This is a genomic window from Candidatus Pyrohabitans sp. (genome assembly GCF_054014795.1).
In genome coordinates, this window is sequence record NZ_JBPMGE010000093.1 from 15313 (window position 1) to 30096 (window position 14784).

Here is a 14784-nt window from a genome sequence, read left to right on the forward strand (position 1 = left end):
ATACTCCCCGTGGCTACTTATTAACATTATTGTTATTTGAACGCGCTACTTTAAACACGTCCTCCTTAACCCATATCCAGAACAGGCTTCTCAGGCCTCTGGTTACCAGGCCCAGGTCGTCCAGGCTGCGTATTCCGAGCAGTCTGCGCAGGATATAGCGCGGTCTGGAGTAAAAGCGCTTGAAGGCGAGCCTGCGCAGCTCCTCTATCTCCTCCTTTGTCATTGTGTGAGGTATAAAGGCGGCGCCCTCAAAGGTGAAATTTTCCCATCGCCCCGACATCCTTCCGAGCTCATCAACGCGGTCGTAGAGCTCTGTGCCCGGGAAGGGCGTCATCGTATGGAAGTTCACAAAGTCGGGGTCAAGCTCAATGGCAAACTCGATTGTTCTCAAAGCCTCCTCGTAGGTCTCCCCGGGTATGCCAAAGATGAATGCGGTGACCACCTTCAGCTTCGCCTTCTTCGCAGCCTTAACTGCTCGCATTGTCTGCTCGAGGGTTATGCCCTTGCGCAGGGCATTCAGATTCTTCTGCACCCCGCTCTCTGCGCCGAAGAAAATCGCCCAGCACCCCGCGCTGCGGAAGGCCTTAAGCAGAGCCTCATCCACCTGATTCACGCGTGCTGAAACGAACCATGTGAAATCCAGGCCGCGACGCTTAATCTCTTCGGCTATTCTCATTGCACGGGAGTAGTCACCGCAAAAGGTGTCGTCCAGGAAGCGTATCTCCCGGTAACCCTGCTCCAGGCAGAATTCAATCTCTTCTAGCACATTCTCAACACTTCTGTAGCGTATCCTGCGTTCGCCTGTGAGCTGGTAGCAGTATATGCAGCGCGCATTGCACCCTCGCGAGGTCATAACTATTGCAACCGGCTTTCTCCGGTAGGTTCCGGCTGGCGGTATGTAGAGGTTTTTGTCCTCCAGCAGGTCCCTCGCAGGGAATGGCAGCGCATCGAGGTCTTCGATGGGTTTTCGGGGAGGATTTTTCAGGATTCTTCCATCTTCTCTGTAAATTATTCCCCTTACCCCCTCCAGCTTTCTGTCCTTTTCCAGCCTTTCCAGAGCCTCGCGCAGGGTGAGCTCTCCCTCACCCACCACCACGGCATCCACCGCCTCAGCCTCCACAAGCGCCTTCTCCCCCATCGCCGTGGGATAGGGTCCACCGGCGCAGGTAAAGGCATCACTTACCTTTTTGACATCCTCTGCCGTCTTAACCGCCTTTTTCCAGAGGGGGGTGTTCGCATATATCCCGACAAAATCAGGGTCAAAACCCTTAATGCGCTGTACAACCTCATCATGATTGAGAAAAGAGCCGTCGAGGAACTTAACCTCATGTCCCGCCTCGCGCAGCGCTGATGCAATATAAAGCAGGCCCAGAGGCTGCCAGTAGTTCACCTGCGCCTTTGCGGTTTTTGTTGGAAATATTTCCTCAGGCAACCAGGAGGGCATTACAAGCGCAGCCCTCACCTCGAACGTACCTCCTCTATATATTCCGCAACGCAGTTTACTGTGAGCAGGTCATGTCTCTCGCCTAGGATATTCTTCGCCGCCTTTATCCCTGTTTCCATTGCATGGTCCATATTATGGTAGCGGAACATCCCTGTTCTTCCCACCAGCTGAAGATTCTCAAATTCTGAGAGATAGTCCAATATCACCTCATAATGCCTGTGATATCCCACCTCAAGCAGCGGGTACGCCTTTGGTACGCGTACCACGCAGGAATCTATAACCTCTTCCTCCTTCAGGAAACCCAGCTCCTCCAGGTGTTCCACAGTAAGCTGCACGAGCTCCTGGTCGCTCATGTTCCACAGCTTCTCACCCGAGAAGCAGAAGTACTCAGCCACAAGGGAGGTTTTACCCTCGGGAGACATCGCCCGGCTCCAGTTGTTGGGCTCGTGTATTCTGCCAAAGGGCACCTTCTTTTCGGGTATATATATCCAGCTCAGTGAGGTTACCCTGGGTTTGTCAACCATAACAGCAACTATAATTGTATCTCTGAACCTCAACCTGGAGGCTGCGCTGAGCACCTCTTCAGGCGGCTCGGGGGAGAGCATCCTAACAATGCTTGTGAAGGGAATGCTGGAGATGTAGTTTGAAGCTTCGATTGTAATTTCGCTGTCGCAGTTCTGTGCTGTGATACTCTGTATCCTCCCCTGTGAATGCATAATCTTCTTTACCTCACAGCCCAAAAGCACTGGGTTGGGCGCTATCTCCTCCCTCAATCTCTCTGCCAGCCTTCCTATCCCCTTCGCCGGATAGGTGAACTCCCTTATCAGTGTCGCTGGTTTGCGATGATTGATTTTTAGCAGAGCATCTTTAAGCGCAACACTGAGCGAGAGCCCGCGGATGCGCTGAGCCACCCACTCTGCACTTATGTGCCTGCAGTCTATACCCCACACCTTTTCGCTGTACTCCTTAAAGAAGATGTTAAACAGCTCCCTGCCGAAATGGGCTACCACCCAGTCCTCCAGGGAGACTATTCTTTTCCTGGGATGCAGCCTCTCCCGGGAGTAGTCTATTACTATCTTTGCACTCTCCTTCATTCCCAGACCGAGGAGGGCATTGACCGGTTTAAGGGGATAGTCGAAGTACTTACCCCGCATTAAAATCTTGCTGCTTCTTTTCGACACCACCAGCTCATCGCTGAGCAGCTCTTCCACAAGCTCAGCTATCTCCTGGTTCTTTGTGAAGAAGCGGTGCCCGCCCAGGTCAAAGCGAAAGCCGTTGTGCACAACAGTGCGTGAAAGTCCGCCTGCCTCGGAGCCCTTCTCAACCACAATCACGGGCTTCTTAGCCTTTGCCAGCGTATACGCTGCTGCAAGGCCGGCCAGACCAGCGCCAAGCACAGCAGTTTCAAATTTTCCACTCAACTTTCAGGTAACCTCCAGGGATTTCTTACTCGTTTCTTATCTCACCAAGGGTATGAGTTTAACGTCGGCACCCTGCACAGTATGTTTATCCAGAGTGACGTCCAGGAATTGTCAAAGAAAATCACACAGCACCTTCTTTCTTTAGATTTAATAAGAAGTCAAGTAACAATAAAAAATAAAAAAAGAGAGAGGAGTTTAGTTCCTCTTCATGTACCTCCTGCGGAGCGCATATCCTACGAGCGGAAGTGCGGCCAAGAGAGCAACGCTGGTAGGTCCACAGACGCCTTTACCGGTGGCTTTTGCCTCTTCAGCGGTCTTCTTAACCTCTGCAAGCTGCTTCTCCAGTTCGGCAATCTTAGCGGCGTTGTCGGAGGCTGCATCTCTTACTTCCTGCATTGGAGTCTTCGGGAAGTTCTTGTATATGTTGAAGTTATCTGGCTCCATTGGCAGGTATAACTCGTTTGCCCACTCTCTCAGAGAACCGTCGTAGTTCTTGACGTTGGGATACCCCAGGATCTCGTGGAGTATGAACCAAGTCGTCGAAGACCTAACACCAGTGTTGCAGTACACTATGATCTCCTTATCGGGAGTGATACCCTTCTCCTCGGCCATCTTCTTTAGCTCTTCGGCGGGAAGGAACTTCTTCTTAGCTTCGGAGACTTCCTCAGGGGCTGACCACTGAATCGCTCCCGGTATGTGACCGCTTCTCACCCACTTGCTCACCGAGAACTTTTCCCCATCGTAGAAAACCTTAGGCCTAGTATCAACGAAGATAACCTTGCCTGTCGCAAGACCACGCATGACGTCAAACTCTTTCACGGCGTATATCTTTCCGTTTGGTGGGTACTTAACAGGGTAGTCGCGCGGCTCAACCGCAGGTACATCCGCAGTTAAGGGGCGTCCCTCTTCCTTCCATAGTTTCTTAGTGCCGTCCATCACGCTTACCTTCTCAACCTTCCAGTACTTCAGCGTCCAGTAGAAGCGTGTCGCTTGGGTCAGACTGTCAGCGTATATCACTATGTGGGTATCAGGGGTAACTCCGAGTTTCTTCATCACCACTTGCATTTCTGCGAGACCAAGAACCATACGGTTTGTGTGGGGTGGGAATACCTCACTACTCCACTTGACATGTACCGCTCCTGGGATGTGCTCCTTGTCATATCCCTTCTTGCTCACTTCAACAAGGCGTATCTCAGTCTGGTCTGGGTTCTTTATTGTGTCCAGGTTCTGCTGAACCCAGTCCATAGAGACAAGCGGACCAGGGTACTCTGCTGCACTTACCAGCGAAACACTGGCAAAAAACAGCACTCCTACAAACAGCGCCATTAAACCTTTGTTCATACCCTCCACCTCCTTATTTTAGCGGGTTGGCAAATTTCCACCACTTTCACCTCCTCTTGTTAAATTATTTTTTAATACATCTGAGGCCTTGTTGTTTTTACATTAAACATGCCGATTTATTAGGTATAGGAACATGTATTTAAATTTTTCGAAAACTTTTACAGAAACCACGAAAATAGACTGAAAGCCCTTACATTAAATTCGAAACTACCAATTCTGCATAGGCAAGGCATCAAGCTCAGCTTTTAAATTCTCTTCATTTAAGACGACGCTACAAATATTACTGGGCAGGTTCTTCGGCAAGGGCTGCTCCCAGGATAACCTCCCTGTAATTTCCGCAGCACCCCTCATCCCAGATTCCCATCTTGAGCTCAACGTTTAGAGCTTCGTAGGCTGTAATATTCGCGGGTAGCTTCGCTTCAACCCTTATTGGTGTGCCTGCGGTTATGTTCATTGTTTCGAAATCTCTGATACCATATATATCCGGTGAAATGTTGATAATCCTCAGAGTCATATTGTTAATAAGCACCTCAGCACCTTCACCCCACACTGTGAAGTTATCCACAGCTTCCGTCTCAACCACCACTGCATCTTTATCCAAATGTATCTTTGGTTCTTTTAATGCGCCAAAAGTGGAATACGTGCCATTTATTGTATAATTCTTATAAAGCATTCGAAAAACAAACTTTTCTAACGTGTCCTTTTCCTGAAAACCTGTAATTCTCATAACTTCTCTCCCGCCAGAATCAAAGAAAATAAAGTATGGTACCCCTCTGACACCGTATCTTTTCACAAGTTCCTTTTCTGTATCATAGTTGGCAAGAAAGAATTTTACATTCTCATGCTCTTTTTTGAGTTCTTCAATTATGGGCTGCTGCTCTATGCACGCCCTGCACCAGCTGGCACCTATCTCAAGAATCACGGGTGAACCACCCTTTAGTGCTATGTCGAAATCCTCCTCATTGTAATTAAAGGGAAGTTCCGTCTGAGTTTTAACACATGCTGCTGAGATTATAATTATTAAGATGACTGGCAAATATTTCATGATTCCAATAGGCATGAGGTTATATTTAAAAATTTTCAATGAATCACTTCCTGAAGCTCTTCTTCATCCATAGATAAATTGCAAAAAAACTGATAGTGCCCAGGAGCACCGCCGTACCCTGGGATATATCCACAGCTTGGGCAAGGGTAAGCTTGCCGATACTTGTCGTGTCCATTAAAACTTTCTTTACCAAAATGTAACTCTCACCGAAGGCACCAATACCAACAAGCATGCCAAGAAGCGCAACCATCGAGGTAACATAACCCTCACCTATCCTGTACAGCGTCCCAGAAGCGCACCCCCCGGCGAGGACCATACCTATGCCGAAGATTATCCCTCCCATAACTGTAAACAGCCCGGCCTCCTTTATGTAGGGATAGGTTTCAATCAAGCCCATGCGATTAAAGAGGAAGAATGCAGGCGTTAGCAGGGCAAGGTAGAGCATCACAGCGCGAAGAATCTGGGTATGACGGAAGAGGAAGAAGTCTCTAAACGCGGAGGCCATACAGAACTGTCCGCGCTCAAGCACAAAGCCTATAGCAACCCCGAAAACAAAGCCAATCAGAGCCTCCATTCAAACCACCCGCATCAATATCTTACCACCGATGTAGGCACCGAGGGCTATGGCGGCAAAGGCAATTATACTGGATATCGCGAGCTGGGGTACACCCGACATTATATGGCCGATGTTACAGCCTATAGCTAGGCGAGCACCATAGCCCATCAGCAAACCCCCTATAAAAACCTGAAGAAAGCGTAGCTTAATCCGAGGGATGCGCAGCTTAAAATCACCGCCCAAGTAAGCGCCAGCAAATGCACCCAGGATTATCCCGAGGTTCAGGTAAACACGCCAGTTGAGCTCAGGTTTATAGCGCTGGAAGTAGGCATTGTTTGCCACATGCTCGGGAACAAACAAGTTTTCAACATAGGCAACAAAATTGCTCTCACCGGTGGTTATGCTCCAGGGACGGTCAAGCGTCATGTACAGAAGAAGATTCAGCATTGCCAGAAGAAGTGCCGCTTTAACTGGCGAAAGGTAGCGCATCCTATTACCCTTTAACAATTATAGTTATAGTAAACTCAGGTCCATTTTCCTCTATGGTGTACTCATGTCCCTGCTCCTCCATCTCCAGGGGAATGCTCTTCTTTGCAGGGGGGTGGTCTGAAATTACCCTGAGCACCTCCCCCGGCTTCATCTTCCTTATCTCATTCACACAGCGCACTAGGGGAACAGGGCAGATTTCACCCCGTACGTCGAGAATACGCATTCATTCCACCTTTGTAATTGTCAACTCATAGCTGTCCTCGCTCTCATTGAAGTTATAGCCAGAAATTATCATCTCCTTCCCAAAAATCTCCTCAAGAATTCCGCACAGCATCCCGGCCTCCAGGTTATATATGGGCGGAAGTGACTTAATACCCAGACCAGAAGGTGCATCTTCTATTATTGCCTTCATCTCAGGTTTAACCACGTCCAGCTCAAGAATTTTAATCTTCCCGAAACCCGTGTTCCTGAGTATTATTGAGCACAGTTCATAAATTCGGGTGCGTTTGCTAACTTCTTTCAGCTCTGGATACTGCTTTAGAACAAGCTGTGCATATTTTTTGCCCATATCCCTCCCTATAAGGCGGAGAAGCATCTCAGAACCTTCGCCGATTATCTTGTAGAGACTTATCCTCAGGGTGCTGAGCGCCTCGCTGAAAATTATAGTGCACCTTTCATTCATCATCATGGGGTTGCCGGTGTCGTCGTCCAGCCATATATATGGGATGTACTTTTTTGAATTCTCCTTCATTTAATCACCTTGTAACCTTCCAGAAGCAGTGTCCCTCTGTCCACAAGGTATGCATAGAAATCTGCTATGACCGGATTTTCAAGCGCCTTCTCCGTGGTTATCGCATATATAGGCCTCTCATCGGTGAAGTCCTTTATCTCCTTTATTACAACAAGACCTCCCTCTTCGTAGCGTTTTGAAAGCACATAACTTGCGATAGCAGTACCCAGTCCCGAGGAGACGCCATAAATCTGGGAGAATATATCGTTTACACTGCACTCAATCTTCTGCTCATTCTCTATGTTTTTCAGCTCTCGCAGGGTGTCCTCGATGGCGGTGCTGCTGTAGCCCTTATTCAGCGTGACCATGGGATAGGAGAGCACATCCTCCACGGTGACCTCTGATTTCTTGGCCAGCTCGTGGGTGGGTGGGACTATCAGAACAAAGCGGTCGTAGCCTATCTCCTCAACGCGGTAGCCATCGCCCAGCTTTAGGAGCGTCGGATAACCTGCGAGAACAACGCTTACCTCCCCGTGCTCTAAAAGCTCTAGGCAGGTGTACTCGCCGGTAAGCTTCACCCTCACATCCACATCAGGACGGACAGCCTTGTAGCCCATTTGAATCTCTGCAATTATGGGAACGCCCACGCACCCTATACCTATGTTTACAATCTTTGTGCTCAGGTTCTTTATCCCCTTCTTCGTCTTTTCAAGAAGGGCAAAAACCTCATTTATGCCGTTGTAGGCAATTTCTCCCTCCCTGGTGAGTCTCACACCACTCACATTTCGCTCAAGAAGTCTCGCCTCAAAAAACTTCTCTACAGCATCGATATGCAGGCTTATTGTGCTCACACTCATACCCTGCGACTTTGAGGCGCCGAGAAAACTTCCCTCTTCAACAACCTCCTTAAAAGTTTGAAGGTAATCAAGCCTGAGCTTCACACGGCAGCACCTTTTTTTATTATTTCGATAACCACTTTAAGATTTTTCGAAATTAGTATAAAGCGGGCATTTTAAATAATCTCAAGCTTTTAGAAATATTTTTTATAATATAACAATCTCATTTTTCAATAAGTTGGCCGTTTTTCATCACAAGCATGCGCTGCGTCTGCGCTGCAAGCTCATGGCTGTGGGTGACCAGCAGGATGGTTGTACCCTCAGATTCATTCATGGTTTTGAGCAGGTCCATCACCTGAATCTCAGACTCCTCGTCCAGGTCTCCAGTTGGCTCATCGGCGAGAATAATCTGCGGGCTGTTCATGAATGCCCTCGCAATTGCGACACGCCGTTGCTGTCCACCGGAGAGCTGCGTGGGGTAGGCGTTTATCTTGTCCTGCAGACCAACAAGCTCCAGAAGTACCCGCGCTCTTCGTGACTCCTCACTTCCAACCTTTCCGGAGAGGGCCGCTGGCAGAAGCATGTTGTCCCTCACCGAAAGTGTCGGAATTAAACTGGAAAACTGGAACATGAAACCTATCTTCTTATTCCTCAGGCGAGAAAGCTTCTCGTCGTTCAGGCTCCAGATGTCAATACCATCAATGAGCACCTCCCCGAAGGTGGGTTTTGTAAGTCCGCCTATCAGCGAGAGCAGCGTTGTCTTCCCACTGCCGGAGTGCCCAACTATGGAGATGAACTCACCCTCTTCTACGGTGAGATTAACATTACGAACCGCCTCAACCTCCTGCTCACCCAGCCGGTATATCTTGGTCAGCCTGTGGGTCTCGACAACCATCTACTCACCCGACCTTATTGCCTCGTAGGGCTCAAGCTCTGCACTCCTGTAGGCAGGGTAAAAGCTTGCCAGGGTGCTCAGGAACAGTGATACATCGATTATCACAAAGCTTATCACAGCCACGTAGAACTTGTTGGGTATGAGGTAGGGCATGTTCAGGTAGCTTATCACGAAGTCCTGGAAGCCTGTTAGAAAGGCGTAGCCCGTGAGCATGCCGAGGACGCTTCCGAATGTTGCCAGGATGTACGCCTCCGCGATAACTTCGCCGAAGATAAAGCGCTTCGTCGCGCCTAAGGCGCGCAGTATTCCAAACTCGCGGCGGCGCTCATTGACACTCATTGAGAGGATTACAGAGACGAGAATCACCGCCGTTAGCCAGGTGAAGGCGCTCAGGGCAAGGAGGCTGCGCAGCAGCACCTGCATCTGCTTCTTTACGTTGCCCAGAGCTTTCTGAGCGACCACAGCATTCAGCTCAGGAAAGTAGAATTCAATCGCCTTTGCTATGCGCTCACTATCAGCACCGGGCGCAACCTGTATAACAAGCGCAGAAACCTCCCCCGGGCGCAGCGCAATATCTGCGATATCATCATACTCCCGAGAGCGCTTCGCCATCCAGTAGAGCCGGTCAAGGGGCATGAAGATACCCTTATCAAAATAGGCAACGCCTGTGCTGGGCATCTTCGCACCAATAGTGAAGGGGAACCCGTAAAGGTAAACCTCGAACCCCGGAACCCAGTCATAGCCGGAGCCCGCGATTGTCTCAAACGCCTTGAGACTGCCAAGCTGTTTCTCCACCCAAGGCTTTATTATGAAGTCCTTTCCTGGATCGAAGCCTATTATGAATATACCGGGCTTGAAGCAGCATTTCTGGTCGGAGGTCTCCAGAAATACGAGTGGTGCAATCTTCTCCACGCCCTCTATGGCTGCAATGCGTTCCTCGTACTTCCTGCTCATATACTGCGTCGATGGGGCACTACCCAGAAGGATTGCGCTGAGGGGCTCTTCCGCGCCGCGAGGCACCACCATTACGTCTGCACCAAGTTGAGCTATCCCAAGCTCAAGAGAAGAGGACATACTCTTCATAATTATAATTGAGGAGAAGAGCGTAGCCGAGGCTATGGCTATAGCTATGACCACACCCACGGTGCGAAACTTCCTCTTTTTTATGTTCTGCAGCGCAAGGTAGAGTAGGTCCATCTTCATGGGTATGCTGTTTTAGGAGAGAGGAGTTAATAAATATTTTGTTCAGTCCTGCTGGGGCTCTTTTCACGTTCTGATGCATTTTATCCTGTTTCACTGGAAAATCATTGCCTAAGCTATGTTTTATTACAGGTTGCGGTATTTTTCAACCGCAGATGCGCCTCTTAAAACCTGCTCTACTTAATCTCAACCTCCTCCCTTCTGAATCTCTTTGCCTCCTCGTCCCAGACCCAGGAGGCTATCTCCCCCTTCAGGTTTGCAATAATATAGGAGGCTCTATCCCAGCTCGCCTTTGTCTGGTCTATACCAGAGGGTGTGATGCTTCCCATTGGATGGGAGTGGTAAAACCCCAGAACCTCCATCCCCCTTGCCTCAATGTCGCTCAGCGCTTTTACCAGGTCTTCAGGGGCTATGGTGTACCTTACAAGGGGGTTGCGGGAGACATTCCTGCACGGGTAAACCGCCATCGCAAGCTTGCGCTTACCCTTAACATGCCCCGCCACTATACCGCACGCTTCCCGGGGGGCCCTATTCTTAGCGTCCCTGAAAATTTCATCCGCCAGCTTTCTGGTTAGAACCAGCATTGCCATTCTCTCACTCATGGGCCAGTGCATAGATGACGCCGTCTAGGCTGGAGATGAAGACCCTGCCCTCTGCAATGGCTGCTGAGGAGTATGTCATGTTGCCCACAGTGTAATTCCATAGCATCTTCCCGCTCTCAGCGCTGAGGGCGTAGAGATTTCCATCCAGCGCGCCGATGTACACCACCCTGCCCGAGACAGTTGGGGAACCAATAAAACGCGAACCTACCTCTGTTTTCCACACCTCTTCGCCGGTTTCAGCGTCCACCGCATACACATAGCCGTCGTAGCTTGCAAAGAAAACCCTGCCCATAGAGATAGCGGGCGTGGAATCTATGGGTGCGCCGGTTTCAAAGCTCCACACTTCTCTGCCGGTTTCAGCGTCCAGGCTGTAAAGGAAAGAGTCCTTTGAGGGGATGTACACCCTGTTATTATAGACCGCAGGCGAGGCGTGTATAAATCCCCCGGTTTCAAAGCTCCACAGCGTTTTTCCTGTCATTGCATCCAGCGCATAAACCCTGTGCTCATGGTAAGAGGAGATAAACACCCTGCCGCTGGCAACTGCCGGCGAGGAGTGTACCTGCCCTCTGGTCTTCTTCTCCCACAGCTTCCTGCCGTTCTCGGCGTTAAGGGCTATTATGGAGCCGTCGAAGGAGCCGAAATACACTATGCCACCGGCCACCGCCGGTGATGTAAGAATCTCACCCTTCGTCTTGTACCTCCAGAGCTTCTCTCCAGTGGTTAGGTTGAGACAGTAGAGTGAGCCGTCGTAGCTGCCGATGTACACCTTACCCCCGGCTACCGCTGGTGTGGAGTGCACCTCACTGCCAGTGGGGAACTTCCACAGCACTTTCCCGCTTTTGGCATCGAAGGCGTATAGATGCCAGTCAGTGCTGCCAATGAGCACCTTGCCCTGAGCCAGCACTGGAGAAGAATAGCCAATCTGCCCCTGTGTAGCACTCTGCCAGAGAAGCTTCAGGGGAGGCACTTCCTCCTCCTGTGCGACGCCGCTGTGCTTGAGGTCGTGCTGGAACATGACCCATCCGGGACCCTCGCTGTTTATGTCCTTCAGGGGCCTGCTCGATGTGCATCCGGTAATAAGCGCAAGCAGAAGCAGAGTAACGAAGAATGAACGCATAATAAACCATAGTTTTTTATGCGTATTAAAATTTTCGCAGATTTTTGCAGTATAACAAAGGCTTACAACTGGAGTTTAGATGTTAGATAATACTAAAGGATGTGATGAAAATACCACCTTTGCATATACAGATGGCGTGGTTCAGTATCTTCCTTCTCATGCTTCCCTCTGGTATAGCCCGCGAGGGCGGCGATTACCATATAAACAGGATAACTGTGACTATAGACCTGCAAACAGGTGAAGAGGAGTTTAATGTGGACCTGACCTCTAAGATAGAGGGGCTGAGATACTTCGATTTTGCCTTTCACCTGCCTTTAAAAGCCTATGCAAGTGGTGAGCAACTGAAAATCGAAGGGTTTGGGGTTAAAAAGAGGGTGTACTTTCCGCAGCCTCTAAAAGAGGGGGAAGATATCGCCTTCACCATGAAGGCAGTTGATAAGATCAATTTCAACGAAGGTACATACTTTTACAAGGGATTCTCCACCCCCTATAATATCGACACCTTTCGTCTTCTTGTAATATTCCCGGAGGGCGTCTTTCCAGAGACCAGAACCTTCAACCGCAGCATACCCAACTGCTGCTCTTCAGACACATTCCAGAGGAGTACAAGCATCCCTCCCGATGGTGTTGCCATTCAGGACGGCAGGGTGGCACTGATGTGGGAAAGAACCCTGAAGCCGGGAGAGAGCTTTGAGGTGGGTATACATCTTCCGGAAAAAGAACGCGCCAACTATCTTCTCATAGCAACACTACTTATGGCATCTCTTACGTTCCTCGTGGGATTCCACTATGCAAAACGCAGGCGGCGTGTGGAGGTTGCCAGTATCTTCCTTAACGAGGAAGAACGCGCAATAGTGGAGTTCATCCGCAGTCAGGGAGGTGAGGTGCTCCAGGAGACCATCTGGAAGAGCGAAATTCTCCCATTCTCGCGACCTAAAGTGAGCAGGATAATCTCTGAACTTGAGTCTCGTGGGCTAATAGTGCGCGAACCTTATAAAAAGACGTTCAGGGTGAAGCTTAACGTTTAGTGACGTATATACCCTGCATAGACATGGTTTTATGTTAAATATAGATAATTTTTATTTTGAATATTACGTTTTCAATTGATAAATATAAATACCACTTCAGATGCCTTTTCAGATATGAGACTTCTCTGGTTTGTGGTGCTGATTGCTTTTACCATGCCTGTGGTACATGGAGAAACTATACTGAAGAAGGTCGATGTCAATGCAGATTTGGAGAAAGGCGAGGAGTTAATGTTAATTTATGTGGAATCTGACGAAGAGGTGCTGATTCCAATCCAAGGTGATGTGCAGGTGGTAGGGGAGGATATTGATGTTACGGGAGAGGGTATCTTAGTTCCTCCTGGGAAGCATGAGATTAGAGCCTTAATCAGGACGGAGAGCAGGATGATCGGAAAGGAGTATTTTTACTACAGGGAGATTTGCTTCCCATATTTTGTGGAGAACCTTCTCCTCGCTGTTAAGCTGCCTGAGAATTCCTTCCCGGATGTTGTGTCTGCTAATTTCCCCTCTAGAGCTTCGAGGGATGTGACAGTTGCACCGGACTACATAAATATCCAAGACGGACAGGCTATCCTCATCTGGAACAGGAGTCTAAGGGCAGACGAATCATTCCAGGTAGGGATTTTTTATCCTGTAAAGAACAAACATGGATACTACTACGCAATTCTTGTTTTTGCAGCGGTATTGATCTCTGCGATATGCTTAACTTATTACAAAAGGATAAATAGGAGACAAATTAAAAAAATTACACCATCTTTATCAAAAAACCGCAAAATTGAGCTCACTGACGATGAAGAGCTTATTCTATCTCTTATTAAGGCGAAAGGTGGAGTTGCCCTGCAGAATGACATCTGGAAAGCAGAATGCATCCCATTTTCCAGGCCAAAGGTGAGTCAGACGCTTTCTAAGCTGGAAAATAAGGGTATAATAAGAAGAGAACCTTTTAAAAGGACATATAAAATTTATATAACAGATGAAAACGTGTTGTGACGCTTTTTTTCAGGTGATAGTTCTTTTAAATGCGAATCAAAGAATGTAAATTTAAATAAAATTTCAGATTTCAACAGAAAAATATAAATATATTCCCTGTTTTATAAAAGATTGGCATTTCTATGCCGGAACGTGTGGCTTTTGCCACATGTTCACCTCCCTTTCAAAAGGAGATATATAAAACAGGAGGTCGCCTAGGAAATAAAATATAGGAGGGTGAGAACTGTGGGAGAAAGCAAGTCGATAGAAATGGAGAAAAATCGGTTGTCGCGTAGAGCATTCCTTGCCGGAACAACAGGGTTTGCAATTGGGGTGGCTGTCGGCTCTGGAGGCCTGGGCCTGCTGTCAGGCTGTACGTCAAAACCTGAAGAAAAGCATAAATGGCCATGGCCATACAAAAAAATAGACCCTAACAAAGCCGCGAAGATAGCCTATGAGAACTGGTATAAGGACTTTTGCAGCTATGCAGTTGCGAGCGCTATACTTATTCCACTTCAGGAAACAGTCGGAGAACCATACGCCTCATTCCCTGTAGAATCGACCAGGTGGGGGCATGGTGGTGTACTGGGCTGGGGAACAATATGTGGAACATTACTTGGGGCAGGGTTTGCCACTGGTCTTATAGCGGGTAGAGAAGGTGAAAAAATACTCAATGACGTGATGGCCTGGTATACCCAGACAAATCTACCAATTTATACACCCGCAAGCCCAAAAGCAAATATCAAAAATAAGAGTACGAGCAACTCACCCCTCTGTCACATCTCAGTCGGCAGGTGGATGGAGAAGGAAGATGTTAAATTCTTTTCACCTGAAAGAAAGGAGAGGTGTGCCAGACTTTCGGCAGATGTGGCAGTGAAAACGGTGGAGCTTTTGAATGACTGGGCAGATGGCAAGTACAAGCCAGTCCATGGCTCTCAAGCCAAGACACACCAGATGCCCTCTCAGAATAACTGTGTCGATTGTCACGGCTCAAAAATACCAAAACTTCCAGGGGTTTAAGGATACCCCTTATTTTTTCTTTTTTACATGTGTTGAAATCTTATTCTGACGAAAGAAGATAATAGCCCCGATGGATTCTGAACACAACTGCAGA

At 48.6% G+C, this 14784-nt stretch carries 16 protein-coding genes; 3 read left to right on the forward strand and 13 right to left on the reverse strand.

The annotated features are described in order from the left end of the window. Window positions 1-13: 13 nt before the first annotated feature. From ACXJJW_RS09825 to ACXJJW_RS09885, 13 genes are all read right to left on the reverse strand, one after another. Complete coding sequence (locus tag ACXJJW_RS09825) at window positions 14-1462, reverse strand: B12-binding domain-containing radical SAM protein (protein ID WP_456475569.1); 1449 nt, start codon at window positions 1460-1462, stop codon at window positions 14-16. Next, a complete protein-coding gene (locus tag ACXJJW_RS09830) occupies window positions 1459-2865 on the reverse strand; it encodes an FAD-dependent oxidoreductase (RefSeq protein ID WP_456475570.1) in 1407 nt (468 codons plus the stop codon). The genes ACXJJW_RS09825 and ACXJJW_RS09830 overlap by 4 nt, the downstream gene beginning before the upstream one ends. A 195-nt stretch (window positions 2866-3060) precedes the next feature. Continuing rightward, window positions 3061-4206 (reverse strand): sulfurtransferase, encoded by a 1146-nt coding sequence (locus ACXJJW_RS09835; protein WP_456475571.1) that lies wholly within the window; start codon window positions 4204-4206, stop codon window positions 3061-3063. 280 nt (window positions 4207-4486) lie between these two features. Beyond that, a complete protein-coding gene (locus ACXJJW_RS09840) occupies window positions 4487-5251 on the reverse strand; it encodes a thioredoxin family protein (protein WP_456475572.1) in 765 nt (254 codons plus the stop codon). A gap of 43 nt (window positions 5252-5294) precedes the next feature. Continuing rightward, window positions 5295-5825: a YeeE/YedE thiosulfate transporter family protein gene (locus tag ACXJJW_RS09845; RefSeq protein WP_456475573.1), complete on the reverse strand. Its 531-nt coding sequence runs from the start codon at window positions 5823-5825 to the stop codon at window positions 5295-5297. Continuing rightward, complete coding sequence (locus tag ACXJJW_RS09850; protein WP_456475574.1) at window positions 5826-6296, reverse strand: YeeE/YedE thiosulfate transporter family protein; 471 nt, start codon at window positions 6294-6296, stop codon at window positions 5826-5828. A gap of 4 nt (window positions 6297-6300) precedes the next feature. Further along, complete coding sequence (locus ACXJJW_RS09855) at window positions 6301-6519, reverse strand: sulfurtransferase TusA family protein (protein ID WP_456475575.1); 219 nt, start codon at window positions 6517-6519, stop codon at window positions 6301-6303. Further along, on the reverse strand, window positions 6520-7047 hold the full coding sequence (locus ACXJJW_RS09860) for a hypothetical protein (RefSeq protein ID WP_456475576.1): 528 nt from the start codon (window positions 7045-7047) through the stop codon (window positions 6520-6522). Continuing rightward, a complete protein-coding gene (locus ACXJJW_RS09865; RefSeq protein ID WP_456475577.1) occupies window positions 7044-7967 on the reverse strand; it encodes a LysR family transcriptional regulator in 924 nt (307 codons plus the stop codon). Before ACXJJW_RS09865 ends, ACXJJW_RS09860 begins: the two co-directional genes overlap by 4 nt. Before the next feature lie 118 nt (window positions 7968-8085). Next, window positions 8086-8757 (reverse strand): ABC transporter ATP-binding protein, encoded by a 672-nt coding sequence (locus ACXJJW_RS09870; RefSeq protein ID WP_456475578.1) that lies wholly within the window; start codon window positions 8755-8757, stop codon window positions 8086-8088. Next, window positions 8758-9960: an ABC transporter permease gene (locus tag ACXJJW_RS09875; RefSeq protein ID WP_456475579.1), complete on the reverse strand. Its 1203-nt coding sequence runs from the start codon at window positions 9958-9960 to the stop codon at window positions 8758-8760. 173 nt (window positions 9961-10133) lie between these two features. Then, window positions 10134-10571: a M67 family metallopeptidase gene (locus ACXJJW_RS09880; RefSeq protein ID WP_456475580.1), complete on the reverse strand. Its 438-nt coding sequence runs from the start codon at window positions 10569-10571 to the stop codon at window positions 10134-10136. Then, entirely contained in the window at window positions 10552-11676 is a 1125-nt protein-coding gene (locus ACXJJW_RS09885; RefSeq protein WP_456475581.1) for an outer membrane protein assembly factor BamB family protein, read from the reverse strand. Before ACXJJW_RS09885 ends, ACXJJW_RS09880 begins: the two co-directional genes overlap by 20 nt. Window positions 11677-11807: 131 nt before the next feature. Between ACXJJW_RS09885 and ACXJJW_RS09890 the strand changes: the two genes are divergently transcribed. The 3 genes from ACXJJW_RS09890 (at window position 11808) to ACXJJW_RS09900 (ending at window position 14690) form a co-directional block, all read left to right on the forward strand. Further along, a complete protein-coding gene (locus ACXJJW_RS09890; RefSeq protein WP_456475582.1) occupies window positions 11808-12704 on the forward strand; it encodes a helix-turn-helix transcriptional regulator in 897 nt (298 codons plus the stop codon). A 114-nt stretch (window positions 12705-12818) separates the two neighbouring features. Continuing rightward, window positions 12819-13691, forward strand: coding sequence for a helix-turn-helix transcriptional regulator (locus tag ACXJJW_RS09895; protein WP_456475583.1), 873 nt, complete (start codon window positions 12819-12821; stop codon window positions 13689-13691). Between the two features lie 225 nt (window positions 13692-13916). Beyond that, a complete protein-coding gene (locus ACXJJW_RS09900) occupies window positions 13917-14690 on the forward strand; it encodes a C-GCAxxG-C-C family protein (protein ID WP_456475584.1) in 774 nt (257 codons plus the stop codon). Window positions 14691-14784: the final 94 nt, after the last annotated feature.